The following is a 19,195-nucleotide window of genomic DNA, read 5'->3' as shown; positions in this document are numbered from 1 at the left end:
AAGGCGAGAACCCGGGCACGATAGTCCTTATATGCGTAGCCTTGACCTCGGGGGCGGTCGCTACCCCCTTCTCCGTGACGAAGCGGTTATAGACGGTTCCGAACCCCAGCAGCTCCACCTTGTAGCCTTTCTGGAGGTTCTTGATGACATACCGCTGATAACGATCCAATACGTTCAATACGTCACCCTTCGTGAGCGACGACTCCTCGGCGATCTGGTCGGCCGCGTCTTGCGTGGACAGGGTACCGAAATAATAGGGAACCGGCTTGTACACCTCCTGCTTGGGATCCGTCTTGGGGATAAAAAATTTTCGTGCTTGAAATGCTTGTGGCATGGTAATTGAAAATTAAAAGTTGATAATAGAAAATTAATTGTTTGTTGATCAACATTACAAAGATAGGTTCCGCCGTAAGGGGCGGTGATGCCGGGTGATACCTTAGGGAATGAATAATGAATAATTAACAATGAATAATGGTAGCCAATGGCCGCCGGACTACGCTGCCCATCGTAAGCCCCTTTGGATAGGCATTGTAAGCCTCTTTGAATGGGCATTATAAGGAGCCTTGGATGGGCGTTCTAGTTGATAGTTGACAAGTGGCAGTTAATTCACCGCCGTGCGCAACTGTCACTTGTCACCTGTCAACTAATTTACGGTTCTCCGAGGTAGTGGATGATCAACCCCACCTGTCGTGGCGTGAATATACGTTGCTCGGGACGGTAGCCCGTCTCCCGCAGCTTGTCGTACAGCTCCGTGCATCGGATGATCCAGCGGCGTAGACGGTTACAGGCTTGATGGGAGGCCAGTTCCGGGAAATAGGATGCCGCCAATGCGGACTTTCTTAATGGTAAGGACATTTGATTTATTGTTTATGGATTATGAATCTGGGAAAATGAAACTTGCGAACTTGCAAACTTGCGGTCGGTTCCATACCTCACACACATACATGTACATTATAAAGGGGATTGGGGTGTCTGGCGTTGTTTGGCCGTGAATATATATTCACCCCGTGCGTTCTTTTGGATCACGCCCTTTTCCAGCATACGCCGTAAGTGAGAATCTAGGGTATCGGTACCCATGCCGATCCTCTTTGCCTCATGAAGCGCCTCTTGGCGGTTGAAGGCGAGGGGGAGGGCATCGAATAGCGCCTCTTGAGGAGTAGGTTCCCGTTGTTGCACGTCGGTAGCGGGCAGGATAGACAGGATATGGCAAGCGTGCCGGTAAAGAGGCTCGGTGAGGTTGAGCACGGCCTCGAAATCAGCCTCTGTCGCTGTCAGGTCCAGTTTCGGTACGATACCGTCTCGGACATTCTCTTCCGGTATGTCATCGGAAGGGGAGAGACCGGGGCATTTGAAAATGGAGAATTGAGAATTGAAAATTGTTTTGTGTGGCGGGAGGAGTTTTTCCGTGGCTCGTAGCAGGGCCACCACGCTTAGGATTCGGCAGATGTTGATGGCGATACGTGCCACGGTGCTTCTCATGGCTCCCCCATGCGTGAAACCCGCATGGCCGAAAAGTTGTGCGAAACGTTCGTTGAAACGGATTTTTTGCTCTTCGGACAGCTTGAGCTGAATGAGATTCACGGAAGCGCCGAGCCACTCGATGAACGTCTTCCACTGTTTGCCCCATCCGGTGAACCGGGAATCATAATCCTCATCGGACAGGTCGAACTGGTTTACCCATTCGGTGATGGATGGCATATAGTAAAACATCTGGCGTGAGAACAATCCGTTCTCGGCCGAGGGAATGAGCGGTTTCACCTGTGCCGGTGTACCGCTTAACAAGACACTGAGAAAAGACTTCATACATTCCTGATACTCATGGTTCATACGTCGGTTAAAGGCTAGCCGGTCATGATCGTAGCATTTGCGCAAGGTATCGCTCCAATGCCCGTAATCCGTGCCGATGGCGGTGCTGACGGTATCCGCCTCGGTCTCGCAGATCAGCCCCACGCCGTCCGCCTCGATGAGGTTCTCCAATACGCCCGTTCCGGAGTTATCGCCGGCGATCAGGAACATCTTAGGCCTTGGCTCTTCCGGCTCAGGGGTTTTCGCCCGCTCCTTGCCTAGGGAACCCCACCGTGCCTTCTCCAGCCGGTATTCCTTGCGTAGGGATTTGAATTCCTCCATCATTGCCTCGTGGATCGGTTCGGCTAGGTGGCGTACCCAAGTGAGCGCCCCCTTTCCCGAGGCGGGAGGCGCCACGATGAAGGTTTGCAGGCAGGGATAATGGTATTTACGTCCGTAGAGTATGCGCAAGTGCTTGTTGAGGGTAGCGCCTAGTACGGTGACGGCACCTAGCAGCAGGATATCCCGTTGCGCCGGGGAGTCACCGCAGTCGATGAGCTGGTTCAAGAAAGGGGGCCAATCATAGTTTCCGAAGACGGGCATATTAATGTACGCCTCATGTGCGCAGGTGTGTGTGAGAGGATGAGAGGGCTGCAAGTTTGCAAGTTCGCAAGTTTCGGGTTGTTTCCCGGCGTAGCTCCGGGCGGTACCGGCCAGTTGCTTGTCGAGTTTCACGCCAGCGGTCTCTGCCCAGTGATAGACAGACCCGATTCCGTTTCGCCCGTTACCCCCTTTGAGGGCGTGGTCGAAGAGTCTGTCCGCCTCGTCGGACACATACTTTTCCGAGATACGGCAGATGCGATGGAACAACGACCGTCCCGCCTCGCCGCAATCGTTGGCGATAGCGAAGGCCAGCGGCATATACTCTTGATAGATGGGAGCGACGTTCGCCCCCTGTTTCTCGATAGCGGCCACGAGCCGCTCTAAATCTTGAATAGTGTTCATGGTAATATATAATTTTCAATTCTCAATTTTCAATTGCCACGATTTCTCAGCCTGGCTGAAGAGTCGTGGCAGAGGAAGCAAGCCCTTGACAGGTCGGCGTTTGAGGTATCGGCTTTCAGTCCGTATCTCCACTCAAGGTATTCCCAAGCCGATCGTCGTGCCTCGTCGAAGGCCCACTCGATCGTGGCGGTAACGGACAAACGATAAGGCACGAAGAGCTTTACGCCTGTGTTACTGGGGCTGATGAAGGCGAGGTCGGGGCGTAGCCGCTCATCGGCGAACAGCGTGTCTCGCCACGTACAAGCCTCCTTGGGCGAGGCGAGATGATCGATATCGATAACCAGTTCACCCGAGGGAAAAAGCAACCGGTCCTCCTTTCGGTAGGAGAATACCCCGGCGGGCGTGACATAGGGCAGCAGGCTTTGCTTCAACTGCCTGAACCGTTTCTCGTCGTCCAGTGCGACACGTGTGCGGTCCGTCCGTTCCCGTAGCCATTCATTGGTGCTGACGTAGGCATGCAATTGGATGATACTGACCACTCCGTTTGGCACTTGATTGGTAATCGGAGCGTTGTAAAAAGACATGATGGATTCTTTCATCGTGTTGTTGTTTTTAAGTTTGAGTTTAAACTTCGATGATCCTAGGCTTTCGCTTCGGATCGCCGGTAAAGATAGGGTCTCTTTATTTGTGGGTGGTGCACCCATGAGTGCGCCATTTTAAGAGATTATTTATGTAAATTAGTATTTCTTCAAGGTCTAAGCGTTTCACCATGGGGAGATTTTCCCTCTTGAGACGTAATGATCGAACCACCCAGCCCGGATCCCAACCCTTGGATTCGTGTGGCGGCCTTAGAGGTACATATAATCTTGAACCGTTGGGGTCTTTTCTCCCTGAGGGAAGCCTCGGGGTTCCTAGGCATCAACCGCCGCACGCTCTCCAAGCTGAACCCGAGCCGTCCGGACGGCAGTCTGCGGCTGGAGTCGGTGGATCATGTCTACGCCATCTTCCTGCATCTGGTCCCTTTTTACTTCCCGGAGAGGGAACGTGAGGCCGAGCGAAGGAAACTCCAATGCTCCCGCTGCCGGATACTGGAACTGAGCTATCGGCTTCCGGAGAAGGTGCGGGAGAGGGTGGAGAAAGAGAATTTATGAATTATGATTTGTGATGCGAGGGGAGATTGATTTCGCTTGTGGAAATGAATCGTATGGAAGGATTAGGCAGAGTTAGAAATAAAAGATAGATAAAGTGATGAATGCAAAAGAAATGAGAATGAAAGAAAGATTGGATATTTTGATCCAGTTAGGGCTGGAGGAAGATGATGCCTTGGAGCTGTTGAAGTCTGTTTACGTAGAAGGTGCTCTTATCGGATTTGCGATGGCCACGTTTGGTGGTGACAAAAGTGTTTTCCATAAAACGGTGGATAGCGTATTCGATAATAGCTTGAAGATTTAGAGGGAATCGACTTGGAGAATTATTCGGAATGCTTCGCCTTTTGCGGCTATTAATTTTTAACATCACTCAGTCAAGGAGACTACGAAGTGCCTTAGTTAAAGGGTCTGTCCTAAATCAAGTGCTTATTACTCATGTCGCAACCTTCTATAAAGAAAAACTTCGCTTATAAAAGCGTACTGACTCTTTCCACTTATTTGATTAATTTCATTACGTTTCCATACGTGGCTCGGGTGCTAGGTGTTGAACGTATCGGTTTGGTTAATTTTGTGGATAATACGGTGAATTATTTCTTATTGTTCGCTACAATGGGGGTTGGGCTCCTAGGCGTTCGAGAGATAGCGGCGGTAAAAGAGGATAAGAAACGTAGGGATCAAGTGTATTCGAGCATGTTAGCCTTGAATCTGTTATTCACCTTGGTATCGTTGGGTATATATCTACTTTGTATATCTACAATACCTAAGCTGTGTCAATATGACGAGTTGTTTTATATAGGAACGGCAAAGATACTTTTTACCGTATTTCTAGTGGAATGGTTTTTTACGGGAGTAGAGAATTTCCGGTATATTACGTTGAGAAGTATCCTTATAAAAGTTCTTTATATAATCAGTGTTTTCCTATTCGTAAGAGATACGTCAGACTATCGACTTTATTTTATACTCACGGTAGGAGTGGTTGTGTTGAACGCTCTTATCAATCAATTATATATTCGAAAATTCGTACGGGTTAGATGGAATAATATTCAATTATTCAAGTATCTTAAACAGAACGTGACATTGGGTATTTATACGTTGATGACCTCGATGTATCTCACCTTTAATGTGATGTATTTGGGACTGGTGTCTAATAACACGGAGGTAGGTTATTATACAACAGCGTTTAAGTTGTACTCCGTGATCTTGGGCTTTTTTACCGCATTCACGAATGTCATGTTGCCTCGGATGAGTTCCTTGCTGGCGAATGGAGAGAAGGATCGTTTCCAAGAATTGGTGAATCGTTCGTTCTCTGTGATGGCGACTTGCTGCATCCCCTTGATCCTCTGTAGTATGATAATGGCCCCTCAGATTGTTTATATCCTATCCGGTCCCGGCTATGAGGGAGCGATATTACCCATGCGGATTATCATGCCAGCGGCGTTCGCCGTAGGTGTGGCTCAGGTATTGGCAATACAGGTATTGATGCCGATGAAGAAGGATAAGGTACTATTGATAGCATCAATCATAGGAGCGGTTGTCAGCTTGTTGATTAATTTGCTGGTGGTTCCTTCTGTGAAAAGCGTGGGCTCAGCAGTCGTATTACTGTGTTCAGAAATGGGGGTGACCGGAATGTATGTGTGGTATGTGCTATCGCAAGAATTAATCTTGATTCCTATCAAGGCTATAGGAAAAAATGTGTTGTTCTCTTTGCCTAGTGTAGTAATTTGTTTGGGCTGTGGACGATGGATTGATAATGAATTGCTAGGGGTGGGATGTGCGGTGGTATTAGCTGGTATTTTGTGGATGTTATTGCAAATAATAATAAGATCTTTAGTTGGAGAACGAATTAAGAATTTATTCTTTAAAATATAGATTTTGATAATGTTTCAAATAAAAGAGAAAATAATGTGTCTATTTATTATATATGACAGAAAATAAATCAAAATATAACAGACTGTTTTGCATTTGTAAAATGTACTTATGAATATGGATGTTTCTATTATAATAGTGAATTATAAAACTGTGTCCTTGATATTGAAATGTTTGAATTCTATACAACGGTTAACACGGAAAATTAGTTATGAGATAATAGTTGTTGACAATAATTCTAATGATGATTTTGCGACTTATATACAACAACAATATCCTAAAGTAAAATGTGTTTCTTTACCTGAAAATATGGGTTTTGGAAGGGCTAATAATGAGGGAGTTAAACTTGCGAAAGGACGAAATATTTTATTTTTGAACCCAGATACTATTTTGCTTAATGATGCTATTTCTATATTGTCTCAATATTTAGATTCTCATTTGTCTGTTGGTGCTTGTGGCGGAAATCTATATAATATAGATCTTCAACCATGTCATTCGTTTCGCCGTTGGTTCCCCGGTATCCGATGGGAGTTGAATAACTTACTGCATGATTATATAGCACGTACTTTATGGGGATGCAATAGAGAGCATAATTTTACCGACAAAGCAATACCTGTTAGTTATATCACTGGTGCTGATTTGATGATGCCTCAGTGTGTGTTTAATCAATTGGGCGGTTTTTCTCCTAAGTTTTTTATGTATTATGAAGAAACAGAATTATGTTATCGTCTTAATTGTAAAGGTTTGGAAGTACATTCTGTTCCCCAAGCATGTATCCAACATCTAGTAGGTGGTAGTTTCGAGAATCATATCAGTGATTGGAAAATACAATATGAGGAACATGGACATGTCACTTATTATAAACTTACTTCTAATATTTTAAGAACTTATATAGCCTTATTTTTATATTGTATAACATTGTTGTCTCGTATGTTTTTTTATTTTTTGAGTAGCAGGAAGAAGATATCTGTTGCTATAAAACGTATTAAATACATAGTTCTATTTATATGGAAATAATATACATGAGAATTTTATAAGCATTTTGTAAACCACCAATCTACCGTAAGCATCCAACCGCTATTTTGTGTCTCTAAGTTCTAGCTTCTATCTTTGTCAAAACTTCAAAAATAGAAAGCAATGGCAACAAGTAGTAAAGACATCGAAATCCTTTGGAAACGCTATTCCGATGAAGGTGTAAAGAAAGGCATATCAGTCACGCAGTTTTTTGAATCCAATGGTGTTCCCTACAGATCTTTTGAAAAGTGGTACAAGACTCGTTTTCAACAGCCATCCATAGTCGACTGTGTGGTCGATGGTACTCCGGGTCCTTCGGAGTCAGTGGCTACAGTTTCGCAGGAGAAGCCGCAGCAAGAATGTATGATTTCTCATGTCAACATCATGCTAAGCAATGGCATCCGAATAGAGCATCACAAACTGAGCTACTTGGAGCTCTTGGGTTTCATCCAGAAAATCGAGAGGTTATGTTCACTTTGAGTGGTGCTGTCAGTTATAAGTATATCCCCAACTATAAGGATATGCGTGGAGGATATGATAAATTATGCGGAGTAGTGCGTACTCTTGGTCAGGATCCAGAAGACGGGACAGCGTATGTCTTCACTTCCAAAGACCAGAAACTGGTGAAGATAATCCGTCATGAGCATAATGAATACCAACTGTACATCCAGCGTTTTGATAACAACATGAGTTTTGTGAGATTGACATTTGAAACCGCTACCAGTATGCCATATCTACAGGCCGGGAGATGTTCCGCATGTTTAACGAGAAGATGAGAATGTCCAAACAGACCATCCTGAACTGGCTGTCCGAAGGCTCAAGGTTTTTGGAAGGCTCATTGAAGAGCATTAAGAAGAAACTCTTGCAAAAGGGTACCACGCTATACTGTGACGAGACATGGGTGGATACCAAGGTCAAGGATGCCAATGGTGAAATCCACTATCGCAAACGTTATATGTGGGTACTTGTCAATCTGACGACCAAGGTTTGCTACTATCTGTTCGGCAAACGCAAGCGTGAGGTCATAGAGAGGTTCCTTGCCGATTTCCAAGGTTCTTTAATGACGGATGCCTATGCCGCCTACAAGTACCTCAACAATCTGGATGAATGTACCCATTTGTGCTGCTGGGCTCATGTGAGACGCGTCTACGTGGCTGCATTCTGCGATTACAAGGATCTTAAAGCCGAAGCCTTTATCGAACTGATAAAACTCCTGTATAAGGTAGAGTTTGACAGCATGATGCCTCACAGGACAGAGCAGGAAGTTGTCAATGCCAGAAAGCTGATGGCTATACCGGTTCTAAATGAGTTGAGGCAGAAGGCTGAAAAACTATTATCGGACAGCGATGCCAAAACAGAAAAAATATCAGACAAGTTGCATCATGCATTGAAATACATGCTCAACAACTGGATAGAGCTGATAGGCTATGTGAATGTGGGAAATGTTTTCATAGACAATAATTGCTGCGAACGTGCGGTACGCCCATTTACGAATCTGCGGAAAAGCTTCGGAGGTTTTAGCAGTGAGGAAGGTGGTCGTGTCTCTGCCATATATTTATCCTTAGTGGAAACGTGCAAGCTTCTAAAGAAGCCACCTTTAGATTTTTTCAGGCGATACTTCAGTATGATTGCAGGTGGCCGAAGGGATTATGAACTCATGACACAAGAATTACTTTGTTAAAATCAAATAAATAACAAATTAGTCCAATCTTACTATACCTCTCAAACCCCAGTGAACACTGGGGCTAAGAGATATGGCTATAGGGGTTGGATGCTTACTATACAAAGATTTATAAATATTTACTGAGTACCTATGCAATCAACTATTAAAATAGCCATGTATGATGGAAAAATTATTGTTCTGATATATTTGTTAGCAGTCTTCTTTAGCTATTTATATACAGTTATATTTAATACATACAATGGTGATTTTTTTCAAGGAACTGTTTTGTTGTCGGTAGATATTTTGTTGCTTATGGCAATTTTGACAGCTATACCTTATGTGTTCATATATAAACTGTATGCAAAATATTATCTTAAGGAGGCTGTTCGTGTTCCAACTTGTTTTAATATTATAATTATTCGTAATATCACATGGTGTCTGCTCCTTCTTCATATAGGTCTGCATTTTATGAATTATGGAGCTATGGGAACCTCAACGCATATTGATGGAAGTTTATTTTCTTATGTTCGTTCAGCAATATCGAAATTATTGCCACGTCCTTGGGTAATAGTTTTTCTTCTGCTTTCAAATAGTAAGAAAAATATTGTTATCACCGTTATATTGTTTATAATTGAATCTTTATCTGCTCATTCTTTGGGCGGTTGCTTTTTGTTATTACTATTATACTTGTTTAGAAATGGAAAGAAAGTAAGGATTTTATTCATTCGAAATTTCTTTTTTGTTTTGGTAATAATGTGTATGATTCCTGTGATAATTTCAACTGCATTTAATTTTAGGTCTCAATTAAGAGGGGAAGAAATAGCTGAAAATATAAATAATTATGACATTGTATTTAGTAAAATGTGTGGACGTGTAAGTAGTTTTTCTAACAATGCATATATATTTCAAAAATCATTACAGATAGCTAATGATATAGAATATATTCCTAGTTTGTTTTATTTATATGATACTCTACATTATTGGGGGTATAGACCAGAATTTAAAAGCGTAGGTACTTATGTTCAAATGCAAATAAAGAATTCTAAGGAAGAGAACTATTCTACTATGGCTGGAGTTATTGGAGTGTTTATCATTTCGTATATAAAATCGCCATATGTATTTTTACTTAATCTGTTCTTCACTATATTTCTTATCAATATAATATTTAAGTTGACAGGAAAAATATTTCCAAATGCTTCAAGTATTGCTTTTCTACTAACTATCGGTTTTGGAACAAGTGGAGACATTTCAGAATTATCAAATACAATATACACATTGTTGATAATGTGGATTTTGTTGTTCTTATCAAAAAGAATGTTATGGAAATAAAAAAGAAAATTTGTATCCTATATCCTATAGGAAATTATATGTTTCCAACAACTGGAGGCGAAGTGTATGATTCTTATTTGTTTAAAAAGATAGCATCATCTCTTAAAGTTGAAGTCTCTTATTTTACAGATACAGATACAGGTTCTGTTAATAAATGGTATCTTCCTGTGCGTATTTGGCAACATCGTGAAAAGATTATTTCTTGTCATGCTATTTTTTTAAATAGCGGCTGGGTGGCCCAATCTTTGTGGATTATTTTGCTCTTCAGATTGTTTTATTCACACTTGGATATTTACATTATTCATCATCATTTTCGTTATCAAGGTATGAGAGGGGTAAAGAGATTTTTATTTTCAATATTAGAACGCATTGGACTGATCTTGTCGTCCGCAGTCATAACTCCTAATCCGTACACTCGTACGATTATAAGACGTATTGTTCCACATTGTCAAGTAATATTTTTAGAAATGGCATTTAGAAAAGAAAAACGACCTTGTTCATGTCATGAAAAAATAAGATTGCTTTATGTCGGTACTGTATATAAAAGGAAAGGTGTTTTTTATCTGATAAAAGCTTTAGGAATGATGAATAAACAAGAACGGAAAAATATTCACTTAGATGTAGTAGGAAATATTAGTTCTAAAAATTACTATAATAAATTGAGAATATTGGTGTCAAAAAATGGCTTAGAAGATGTTGTCTCTTTTTCTGGTCGTGTGTCTGACGAAGAATTGAGAAATTATTATTCTAAAGCGTATTGTTTCGTTTTTCCTTCATTGTTAGAGGGATACGGTATGGTACTAATTGAGGCTATGTCTTATGGGCTTCCTGTTATTGCATTTAATAATTCAGCTATTCCATTTACTTTAAAGGATGGAAAAAATGGTATATTGGTAGAGAATAAGAATGTGAAGGCTTTAAAGAATGCTATTTTGGCATTATGTAATGATGTAAACTTTCATTCTAATTTATCTAAAGGAGCTTTAGTTACTTATAATAATGTTCGTTCTCTATTTGATTTGGATAATGATATAGAAAAATTTATAACAGAAAGGTTGTTAAAATAATAATATGTTTTATTTGTTAAACTATATATGTTAGTTATGAATAATGTAGATAATAGTGAGGTTATAATGAAAATAAGGTTGTTGTTAAATTCAATTATTGGAAATGTATTGAAATTCAAAGTTTGGTTTCATTTGTTGTTGAATATTCCTCCTAAAAAATCATCAAAGTGCGCAAAGAATGTTGTGGTATCACTCACTAGTTATGGACGAAGAGTATCAAAAAGTGTTCCATATACGATTTTTTCAATTTTAAAACAGACGGTGGAGCCAGAAGAGATTGTCTTATGGTTGGATTATGATAATTGGAATAAAGATAACTTACCTTTTTCTTTGCGTAGAATGATAGAATGGAAACGATTAAAAGTGATGTTTTGTAAAGATATTCGTTCTTATAAGAAGCTAATCCCCGCTTTAGAGGAATATTCGGATAAAGCTATTGTGACGGTGGATGATGATGTCTATTATTCATCAAATCTAATATATGGTTTGTATAAACAATATGTATTGTTTCCAAATAAAATATTGTTTTATTATTCTTATACGTATAGTTATAAGAACGGATATAAATGTACTTTTCCGATAGGAGAGAGAGGAGTTTTATATCCTCAAAAAGTGTTGGATAAAATGGTGTTTAATGAGCAACTTCGTTCAGAATTATGTCCTCTTTTGGATGATTTGTGGTTCTATGTCATGGCGAGGCTATCAGGTGCGGATTTCTTACCTGTTTCTCAAATAGGTTTACATTATTATCATGTAGATTTGTTTTATCAATGGTTTCATAAAGGAAGTCGATTATATGATGTCGTAAAAACAGAAAATAAAGATACATTATGGAGGCTTTTGGTCTATTTTAATCTAGTGAAATAATAGGCTGCGAATTTTTGCTAAACTTACTTTTAGATAAACTATAAATTAGTTCATCACCCCAAATCTCGGATGAACTTGGTAATGGGCCATATGACAATTTAATCTATATGATATCAAATGAATAAAATTACTATTTACTCATCCCTACCTTATTGGCTGCAGAATATAGCCGTATCCCTTCACGGTTACAAACTAAAGCGACAGCGTTTTAACGATGACTTTTATAAGATCTTGGACTTCTTGAACTCAACCCATGGTTGGTCAAAAGAACAGATTCGTTCTTATAAAGAAGAACATACCTTTAAAATATTGGAACAAGCTTATAATCACTGTCCTTATTATCGAAAGAAATATACTGACGTAGGTTTATCCCCTTCTGATTTTAAGCAATTGGGAGACTTGCAAAAGTTCCCGATTCTGACGAAGGAAGAAATCCGTGAGAATTGGCTTGGCCTAGTGGCTGATAATATTCCCCGAAAGGAACTTATACGATTTAACACCAGTGGTTCAACGGGAAAAGCGTTGGACTTCTATTGGACTAAATATAGCGCAGCTTATTATTGGGCGGTAGACCAAAGGTATAAAAATAGGTTTGGTTTTACTTTGGGAAAGGCTTGCGTTAACTTTTCCGGTCGTCCTATCGTTCCTATTTCAACCTCAAAACCTCCTTACTGGAGATATGATCGTGTCTTGAACCGTTATTTCATCAATATGCATCAGCTGAATGAAGTGAAAATACGAGATATTGTAAATTGGATTAATTCAAAGAGTATAGAGATGTTTATAGGATATCCATCTATTATGGCAGCTTTCGCAAATGAGTTGACTAATGTGAAGATGGCTTTGGATTTTCCTCCTAAACACATATTCACGGGTGCCGAGAAGTTATACGAGAATCAGAAAAACATCTTACAGGCTGTTTTTAAAGGTGTCCAAATCCATGAGTTGTATAGTTTTTCTGAGCAATCCGCTATCGCTACCCATTGTATCCACTCGGTTTATCACGAGGATTTCGAGATTGGTCATATGGAATTGGATCAAGCTGTTCCTACAGAGAGTGGGATGCAGGGTGAGATTTTGGCTACCGGGTTCGCTAATCTTGGTATGCCTTTTATTCGTTATCAAAATGGGGATACGGCAGTGTTCTCCGACCGGGAATGTGGATGTGGATTACATAGCCAAATTATAGAAGATATTGTTGGTCGCAATGAAGACTATATAGTTACACCAGAGGGGCTTCACATTCAGCGTCTGGATTATATTTTCAAAGATACGTCGGAGGTGAAGGAGTGTCAAGTAGTCCAAAAAGTATTTGGTGAAATGATTTTACGTATTGTGAGAAGGAATTCCTATAGTGTGGCTACGGAGAAGAAATTGTTGGTAAATATATCTCAATGGATAAGCCCTACCATAAAGGTAAAATTTGAGTATGTGGATGAGATTCCCCGTACAAAAGCAGGGAAGTTTAAGGCAGTTGTCTCTGAATTGAAAAAATAATCATGTTGATTTATGAATAAACTAGAATCTACCATCTATAACCTCGTCCGTAAAAATCCAGCCTTAAAGCAGTTCGTGCGGAATATGTATCAAGGCATATTTGATTTGCTGCCAAGGAAGAAGGAGTATTTCGCCTCTCCCTATCAATACCGGGAAGGCTTCTTTTTCGGATTTCACGATGTCACGCCTTTTTCTTTTGATGAGACCAAGCTATTGGCGAATCAAAATAGGTTGGATTTACGTATGCCTTTACCGTCTGATGGACTGGATGTCGGATATTTTGATTTGGAACAAGGCTCTATAAAGGACTTTCATAGGGTGGATACCTCTTACGCATGGAATTATCATAAAGGATGCAGGCTGCAATGGTTGGATAAGAACCGGATGATTTATAATACGGCGATAGCGAATCGGCTTGTGTCTAAGATTCATGATTTATCGACAGGGGAATACCAAGTAATAGACTGCCCGATTGATGCGGTCTATCAAGATGAGCAAAGATCTTTGGCTTCTTCTTTTAGTTATGAGCGCTTGGAGCGTTGTATGCCCGGGTATGGTTATCCTTATCGGGATGGAGGGAAATTGGATGATCCGGCACCTAAAGATAGCGGTTTGTTCTTGGTGGATTTAAAGGAGAATACTTCAGAGTTGCTTATCTCTTTGTCTGAATTGGCACAGATGGAAGATGAATCCTATAGGCAGGGCTATATGCATTTTGTAACCCATTCGGAGTTCTCGAAAGACGGTCGGTATCTTTCTTTCTTATACCGAAAAATACCAACCGATGGGGATTATATGAGGCGGCATACCAAGATCATGGTTTATGATTTGCGTGATCGGCGACTTATTACCTTACCTACTCAAGAGTCCGGTTCTCATTATGTATGGAATAACAGGAATCAATTGATAGCGTCTTGCATTATAAATGGTAACAGTTGTCATGTATTGTATGACATGAAAGATGTAGATCATTATCAAATAATAGTAGGGGATGTGTTGAATTCGGATGGTCATCAGTCCTTTATCTCGGATACGTCTTTTGTGGCGGATACTTATCCGGATAAATATAGGATGGCAAAAATCTATAAGGCTGATATCAATACTCAAAGTGCGGATTTGTTGCTAAGTATCTATTCTCCCAAAGAGTTTCAAACGAAAGATTTTAAATGCCATATAGCTTGCGATTTACATCCCAGAGTATCCCCTTCTGGAAAGTACCTATGCTTTGATTCGCCTCGTACTGGAAAACGGGGGTTGTATATAATGCCATTGTCGGTACCGGCTATGTAGGCAAGGTGTCTTATACGATAAAAATCAAGAAGAATATTTGTGGCCTAGCTAAAAGTAAGTATATTTGTGGTGGTAACTATCGTGCGATGGCTGTAAATCAATATGATCGATCGTATGATAATATGTTTATTTTGTACAACAATGAGGAAGGACGATATATTATATTCTCTTAGGGCTTTGATAAAGCAAGTGATGCCAGCTGGAACAAAGGTTTTTTTGTTTGGTTCGCAAGCCCGTGGAGATGTCCATGATGAATCGGATTGGGATATTCTAATATTGTTGGACAAGGAAAAGATAACCTCTGCGGATTTTGATACCTATGCCTATCCTTTAATCGACCTAGGATGGCAATTTGGCGAATATTTTAGCACTAAGTTATATACCTTTACTGAATGGATGAAACGTAAAGGTACTCCTTTTTTCAAGAATGTGGAATTAGATGGTATAGAACTATGAATCTAACAGATGAAGAACGGGAAGCCCTTGTTATAGCAAGAAAGGCTAGAGCTTTTGATACTTGGGAGGAAACCAAAGGGATCGTAGAGTGTGGTTATTGGCATGCGGCCGCTAATAGAATGTATTATGCTTGTTATTATATGACCACGGCACTGTTAATTAAAAATGGCTTTCAGGCTTCTACGCATTCAGGAGTGATTCGTTTATTAGGTCTTCATTTTGTAAGTACAGGAATAATCAGTAAAGACTTGGGACGTTTTTATAGTAAACTATTTGAGTTGAGACAAAGTGGGGATTATGATGATTGGATTGTGATCGATGCCAATGAGATTCTTCCCTTGATGGATTCTGTTGATAATTATTTGAATACCTTGCTTTCGTTGATAGAGGGAAAAGCATGAGGCTATCCTTGTCTTCTTTGCCGTAAATAGTTTAAAAAATTGAATATCGCATATCATTTGGCTTGATATGCGTAATATACGTATACCAAAACTTGACTACTTCTCTATAGATTTCCTGAAATATATAATCTTATAACTTATGAATATCGCAATTATCGGCACCGGCTACGTAGGCCTGGTGTCCGGGACTTGTTTTGCCGAGATGGGGGTTGATGTCACTTGCGTGGATGTCAACCGGGAGAAAATAAATGGCTTGTTGGAGGGGAATATCCCGATTTATGAGCCGGGGTTGGAAGAGATGGTATTGCGTAATTCCAAGGAAGGCAGACTTCATTTTACGACGGATCTGGCCTCTTGTCTGGATAACGTGGATATCGTTTTTAGCGCCGTGGGTACGCCACCGGATGAGGATGGTAGAGCCGACCTGCGTTATGTGCTGGAGGTCGCTCGTACGTTTGGCCAATATATTAAGAAATATACGGTATTGGTAACCAAGAGTACGGTTCCCGTGGGTACGGCACGGAAGGTAAAGGCTGCGATTCAAGAGGAGTTGAGTAAACGTGGGATGGATATCCCCTTTGATGTGGCCTCGAATCCGGAGTTCTTGAAGGAGGGTGCGGCCATCAAGGATTTCATGAGTCCGGACCGGGTAGTGGTCGGTGTGGAGTCGGAGAGGGCGAAGGAGATGATGAGCAAGCTCTATCGTCCGTTTCTCCTGAATAATTTCCGGGTGATCTTTACGGATATTCCCTCGGCGGAGATGATTAAGTATGCGGCAAATTCCATGTTGGCTACTCGTATCTCGTTCATGAATGATATAGCGAATCTTTGCGAGTTGGTTGGCGCTGACGTGAATATGGTCCGGAAGGGGATCGGTTCGGACAGTCGAATCGGTAATAAATTCTTGTATCCGGGATGTGGCTATGGAGGCAGTTGCTTTCCGAAGGATGTGAAGGCTCTTATCAAGACGGCGGAAAAGAATGGCTATCCGATGGGAGTGCTAAAGGCCGTGGAGGAGGTGAATGAACGTCAGAAGACGATCCTTTATACGAAGCTTAGAAAACATTTTGACTCTTTGGAGGGGAGAACGATCGCTCTCTGGGGCTTGTCTTTCAAGCCGGAGACGGATGATATGCGTGAGGCTACCTCTTTGGTGATGATTGATCTTTTACGGAAAGCGGGTGCCGTGGTCAAGGTATTTGATCCTGTGGCGATAGGCGAGTGCAAACGTAGAGTTGCTGATCGGGTTGTTTACGCGAAGGATATGTATGAGGCGGTAATCGATGCAGACGCATTGTTGTTGTTGACCGAGTGGAAACAGTTTCGCTTGCCAAGTTGGGCCGTGATCAAGAAAGTGATGAGGCAACCTTTGCTGCTGGATGGTCGCAATATCTATGACGCAAAGGAATTGGGTGAGCTAGGCTTTACCTATGAATGTATCGGAAAATAGTTATGGATAATTTCGGTTTGGTCTCCATTATTACTCCTTCTTATAATTCTTCGTCTTTTATAGCGGAAACCATTGAGTCGATTCTTTCTCAGACTTATCTTAATTGGGAGCTGTTGATTACCGACGATTGCTCTACGGATCGTTCTGTTGAGATCATAGAGCGGTATATTCAAAGGGATTCCCGTATTAAGTTGTTCCGGTTAGAAAAGAATTGTGGGGCGGGTGTTTGCCGGAATCGCTCTATCTCGGAGGCCAAAGGACGATTTATCGCTTTTTGCGATAGTGATGATCGATGGTGCCCGGAAAAGCTGGAGAAACAGTTGGCTTTTATGCGAGGGAAGGATTGTGCCTTATCTTATACCTCGTATATGACTTGCGACGAGAGTGGCAAGATTTCCAGCATTGTTATCGGAAAAAGAAGGGAGACCTATTTCTCTATGCGGTGTGATGATGGGATTGGCTGCTTGACCGCTGTCTATGATACGGAGAAAGTGGGAAAGGTCTTTATGCCGGAATTACGTAAACGGCAAGATTGGGGGTTATGGCTTACCATACTTAGGCGTTGTGAGGTCGCTTACGGCTTGAAAGAGCCATTGGCGATTTACCGAATTCACTCAAGTTCTATCTCTCGGAATAAATGGTCTCTCATAAAGTATAATTTACGTGTTTATAGAACGGTTCTCGGATATTCCCCGATGGCTTCGTATCTGTATTTCTTTATTCTGTTTTTACCTTCTTATTTTTCTAAGAAAGTATTCTTGAGGTTAGTAAATAGATAATTTGGAAACAGCTTTATTCGATATAACACGGCCTTGTCATGACTGACTTGTGCCGTGTTTTTTTATTTATTTACTTGATCATTGTAATGATATTCTTCCCAAGTATGATCCCAAGGAAGACCGCTATCAAACCAAGGATATTACTGGCAAGTACATTGAGTAGTGCCATCTTGTATTCTCCGGTACGCATAAGTACCATCGTGTCGAGAGCGAAAGAAGAGAAAGTCGTGAAACCACCGAAAAGACCAGTGAATAGGAAAGCTCTTGTATTGATAGAAAAATTATAGGCTTCCGCTATACTCCAGCAGAAGCCGATTAAAAAGGAGCCGATCACATTGACCGACAAGATACCAAAAGGAAAGGAGTAAAGCATCGATCGTTGCACCCACGTGGAAACTCCGAACCGTAGCGCAGATCCGATAGCTCCTCCTATTATTAAAAGAAAAACCTTTATCATATCAACCTAGTGTGTTTCCCCCGGGCTAGGTTAAGGCCCGGGGAGATGGTAAATGATTTAGGTTTTCAATTTAATTGGCCGACTCAAACTGTCTCAAGAAACGAACATCGTTTTCCGAGAACATGCGTAAGTCTTTTACTTGGTATTTCAAATTGGTAATACGCTCGATACCCATTCCCAACGCGTAGCCTGAATAAACCTTGCTATCGATACCGCAGTTCTCAAGCACGTTCGGGTCTACCATACCGCAACCGAGGATCTCTACCCAACCGGTTCCTTTACAGAAGGGGCAACCCTTACCTCCACAAATGTTGCAGGAGATGTCCATCTCGGCGGATGGCTCCGTGAACGGGAAGTAAGAAGGACGCAAGCGAATTTTTGTATCCGGACTGAACATTTCCTTGGCGAAGAACAACAAGGCTTGTTTCAAGTCGGCGAATGAGACGTTCTTATCTACATATAACGCTTCTACTTGATGGAAGAAACAGTGAGCACGATAGGAGATAGCCTCATTACGATATACACGTCCCGGACAGATGATACGGATAGGCGGTTCTTGCTTTTCCATTACTCGGGTCTGTACGGAAGAAGTATGTGTGCGAAGCAATACATCCGGGTTATGCTGGATAAAGAACGTATCTTGCATATCGCGGGCAGGATGGTCCTCGGCGAAATTCAAGGAAGAGAAGACATGCCAATCGTCCTCGATTTCCGGTCCCTCAGCGATGCTGAATCCTAACCGTCCGAATATATCGCAAATTTCTTTCTTTACAAGTGATAGAGGATGACGAGTGCCTAGTTCGATCGGGTAAGCCGTACGAGTCAAATCGATATCATCGTTTGCGGTCTGTACATTCTCAAAGCTTTCTTTTAATTCGTTGATCTTGCTCTGGGTTGTTTCCTTTAGTTCGTTCAAGTATTTGCCAACCTCACGTTTTTGATCAGCCGCTACATTACGGAAATCATTCATCAACGCCGATATCTCGCCTTTTTTGCTGAGATACTTTATACGTAAAGCTTCTAGTTCCTCGGCATTTGCCGCTTTCATATTCTCTACTTCTTGAAGCAGAGCCTTAATTTTATCGAGCATTTCTAATCACACTTTGTATTTGTCATGCAAA

General features: G+C 41.4%; 22 protein-coding genes. 16 read left to right on the top strand and 6 right to left on the bottom strand.

Annotated elements, in window-relative coordinates:
* The 4 genes from DWX33_RS22900 to DWX33_RS14190 all read right to left on the bottom strand — a co-directional run.
* Window positions 1-334: HU family DNA-binding protein (locus tag DWX33_RS22900; protein ID WP_233570186.1), on the bottom strand; the 334-nt coding region annotated here is incomplete at its 3' end.
* A 314-nt stretch (window positions 335-648) separates the two neighbouring features.
* The gene (locus DWX33_RS14200; RefSeq protein WP_005857347.1) at window positions 649-855 is read right to left on the bottom strand and encodes a DUF4248 domain-containing protein; all 207 of its coding nucleotides are present in this window, start codon (window positions 853-855) and stop codon (window positions 649-651) included.
* A 96-nt stretch (window positions 856-951) separates the two neighbouring features.
* Window positions 952-2,790 (bottom strand): DUF3987 domain-containing protein, encoded by a 1,839-nt coding sequence (locus tag DWX33_RS14195; protein WP_122380580.1) that lies wholly within the window; start codon window positions 2,788-2,790, stop codon window positions 952-954.
* A gap of 29 nt (window positions 2,791-2,819) precedes the next feature.
* Window positions 2,820-3,389, bottom strand: coding sequence for a BT4734/BF3469 family protein (locus tag DWX33_RS14190; protein WP_122380579.1), 570 nt, complete (start codon window positions 3,387-3,389; stop codon window positions 2,820-2,822).
* Between the two features lie 198 nt (window positions 3,390-3,587).
* Between DWX33_RS14190 and DWX33_RS14185 the strand changes: the two genes are divergently transcribed.
* From DWX33_RS14185 to DWX33_RS14115, 16 genes are all read left to right on the top strand, one after another.
* The gene (locus DWX33_RS14185) at window positions 3,588-3,941 is read left to right on the top strand and encodes a hypothetical protein (RefSeq protein ID WP_057326513.1); all 354 of its coding nucleotides are present in this window, start codon (window positions 3,588-3,590) and stop codon (window positions 3,939-3,941) included.
* A gap of 118 nt (window positions 3,942-4,059) precedes the next feature.
* Window positions 4,060-4,242 carry a hypothetical protein gene (locus DWX33_RS14180; protein WP_057326514.1) on the top strand — a complete coding sequence of 61 codons (183 nt, stop codon included), beginning with the start codon at window positions 4,060-4,062 and terminating at the stop codon, window positions 4,240-4,242.
* A gap of 131 nt (window positions 4,243-4,373) precedes the next feature.
* Window positions 4,374-5,807 carry a flippase gene (locus DWX33_RS14175; protein WP_057326515.1) on the top strand — a complete coding sequence of 478 codons (1,434 nt, stop codon included), beginning with the start codon at window positions 4,374-4,376 and terminating at the stop codon, window positions 5,805-5,807.
* 114 nt (window positions 5,808-5,921) lie between these two features.
* The gene (locus DWX33_RS14170; protein ID WP_070104335.1) at window positions 5,922-6,821 is read left to right on the top strand and encodes a glycosyltransferase family 2 protein; all 900 of its coding nucleotides are present in this window, start codon (window positions 5,922-5,924) and stop codon (window positions 6,819-6,821) included.
* A gap of 120 nt (window positions 6,822-6,941) precedes the next feature.
* A complete protein-coding gene (locus DWX33_RS22405; RefSeq protein ID WP_057326517.1) occupies window positions 6,942-7,298 on the top strand; it encodes a hypothetical protein in 357 nt (118 codons plus the stop codon).
* Entirely contained in the window at window positions 7,286-7,594 is a 309-nt protein-coding gene (gene tnpB, locus DWX33_RS14165) for an IS66 family insertion sequence element accessory protein TnpB (RefSeq protein ID WP_057326518.1), read from the top strand. Before DWX33_RS22405 ends, tnpB begins: the two co-directional genes overlap by 13 nt.
* Before the next feature lie 2 nt (window positions 7,595-7,596).
* Window positions 7,597-8,499: an IS66 family transposase gene (locus tag DWX33_RS14160; protein WP_158595307.1), complete on the top strand. Its 903-nt coding sequence runs from the start codon at window positions 7,597-7,599 to the stop codon at window positions 8,497-8,499.
* 132 nt (window positions 8,500-8,631) lie between these two features.
* Window positions 8,632-9,810 (top strand): oligosaccharide repeat unit polymerase, encoded by a 1,179-nt coding sequence (wzy, locus tag DWX33_RS14155; RefSeq protein ID WP_122380578.1) that lies wholly within the window; start codon window positions 8,632-8,634, stop codon window positions 9,808-9,810.
* Window positions 9,801-10,877, top strand: a complete 1,077-nt coding sequence (locus tag DWX33_RS14150) for a glycosyltransferase family 4 protein (RefSeq protein WP_181987535.1) — start codon at window positions 9,801-9,803, stop codon at window positions 10,875-10,877. The genes wzy and DWX33_RS14150 overlap by 10 nt, the downstream gene beginning before the upstream one ends.
* Window positions 10,878-10,913: 36 nt before the next feature.
* Window positions 10,914-11,744, top strand: coding sequence for a hypothetical protein (locus tag DWX33_RS14145; RefSeq protein ID WP_140393995.1), 831 nt, complete (start codon window positions 10,914-10,916; stop codon window positions 11,742-11,744).
* Window positions 11,745-11,861: 117 nt separating this feature from the next.
* Window positions 11,862-13,241, top strand: coding sequence for a phenylacetate--CoA ligase family protein (locus DWX33_RS14140; protein WP_122380576.1), 1,380 nt, complete (start codon window positions 11,862-11,864; stop codon window positions 13,239-13,241).
* 12 nt (window positions 13,242-13,253) lie between these two features.
* A complete protein-coding gene (locus DWX33_RS14135) occupies window positions 13,254-14,531 on the top strand; it encodes a hypothetical protein (RefSeq protein WP_048928444.1) in 1,278 nt (425 codons plus the stop codon).
* A 141-nt stretch (window positions 14,532-14,672) separates the two neighbouring features.
* Window positions 14,673-14,987, top strand: a complete 315-nt coding sequence (locus tag DWX33_RS14130; RefSeq protein WP_008778387.1) for a nucleotidyltransferase domain-containing protein — start codon at window positions 14,673-14,675, stop codon at window positions 14,985-14,987.
* Entirely contained in the window at window positions 14,984-15,388 is a 405-nt protein-coding gene (locus DWX33_RS14125; RefSeq protein WP_005857332.1) for a HEPN domain-containing protein, read from the top strand. Before DWX33_RS14130 ends, DWX33_RS14125 begins: the two co-directional genes overlap by 4 nt.
* 139 nt (window positions 15,389-15,527) lie before the next feature.
* Window positions 15,528-16,838, top strand: a complete 1,311-nt coding sequence (locus DWX33_RS14120; protein ID WP_122380575.1) for a UDP-glucose/GDP-mannose dehydrogenase family protein — start codon at window positions 15,528-15,530, stop codon at window positions 16,836-16,838.
* A gap of 2 nt (window positions 16,839-16,840) precedes the next feature.
* Window positions 16,841-17,617 carry a glycosyltransferase gene (locus DWX33_RS14115; protein ID WP_122380574.1) on the top strand — a complete coding sequence of 259 codons (777 nt, stop codon included), beginning with the start codon at window positions 16,841-16,843 and terminating at the stop codon, window positions 17,615-17,617.
* Between the two features lie 70 nt (window positions 17,618-17,687).
* On the opposite strand, the gene crcB is transcribed toward DWX33_RS14115, so the two are convergent.
* Window positions 17,688-18,074, bottom strand: a complete 387-nt coding sequence (gene crcB, locus DWX33_RS14110; RefSeq protein WP_008779782.1) for a fluoride efflux transporter CrcB — start codon at window positions 18,072-18,074, stop codon at window positions 17,688-17,690.
* Window positions 18,075-18,144: 70 nt separating this feature from the next.
* Window positions 18,145-19,164: a phenylalanine--tRNA ligase subunit alpha gene (gene pheS, locus DWX33_RS14105; protein ID WP_005857329.1), complete on the bottom strand. Its 1,020-nt coding sequence runs from the start codon at window positions 19,162-19,164 to the stop codon at window positions 18,145-18,147.
* Window positions 19,165-19,195: the final 31 nt, after the last annotated feature.

The organism is Parabacteroides sp. AF19-14 (assembly GCF_003635485.1).
GTDB lineage: Bacteria > Bacteroidota > Bacteroidia > Bacteroidales > Tannerellaceae > Parabacteroides > Parabacteroides distasonis.
Note: the sequence above shows the minus strand (reverse complement) of the source record. Positions and strands in the feature narration are given on the sequence as shown.